General features: G+C 63.8%; 1 protein-coding gene. It reads right to left on the reverse strand.

The genetic code is table 11. From position 1 onward, the window contains the following. On the reverse strand, nucleotides 1-229 hold a 229-nt coding region (locus A3764_RS00795; RefSeq protein ID WP_150122022.1), incomplete at both ends, for a DUF4331 family protein.

Raw genomic sequence — 229 nt, forward strand, 5'->3', positions numbered from 1 at the left:
TCAGCCGCGTTGAACAGGTTCTTATCCGGCAGACCGATGACCACTTCGTTGACCAGCGGCGCGGAAAGCCGCGACTGCTGGACCCATGCACCACCGTAGAGCGATGCCTGCTCATAAGTGGGCGACGGATCTTCCAGTTCGGCCTGCGGCAGGCTGGAGGTCGTCCAGGCACCGATGACCGGATCGCTGCCCTGTGTCAGGCAGGCAATCGGGATCTCCAGCGCGAGGC

It is taken from the genome of Sulfitobacter sp. HI0129, assembly GCF_001635395.1.
Taxonomy (GTDB): domain Bacteria; phylum Pseudomonadota; class Alphaproteobacteria; order Rhodobacterales; family Rhodobacteraceae; genus Sulfitobacter.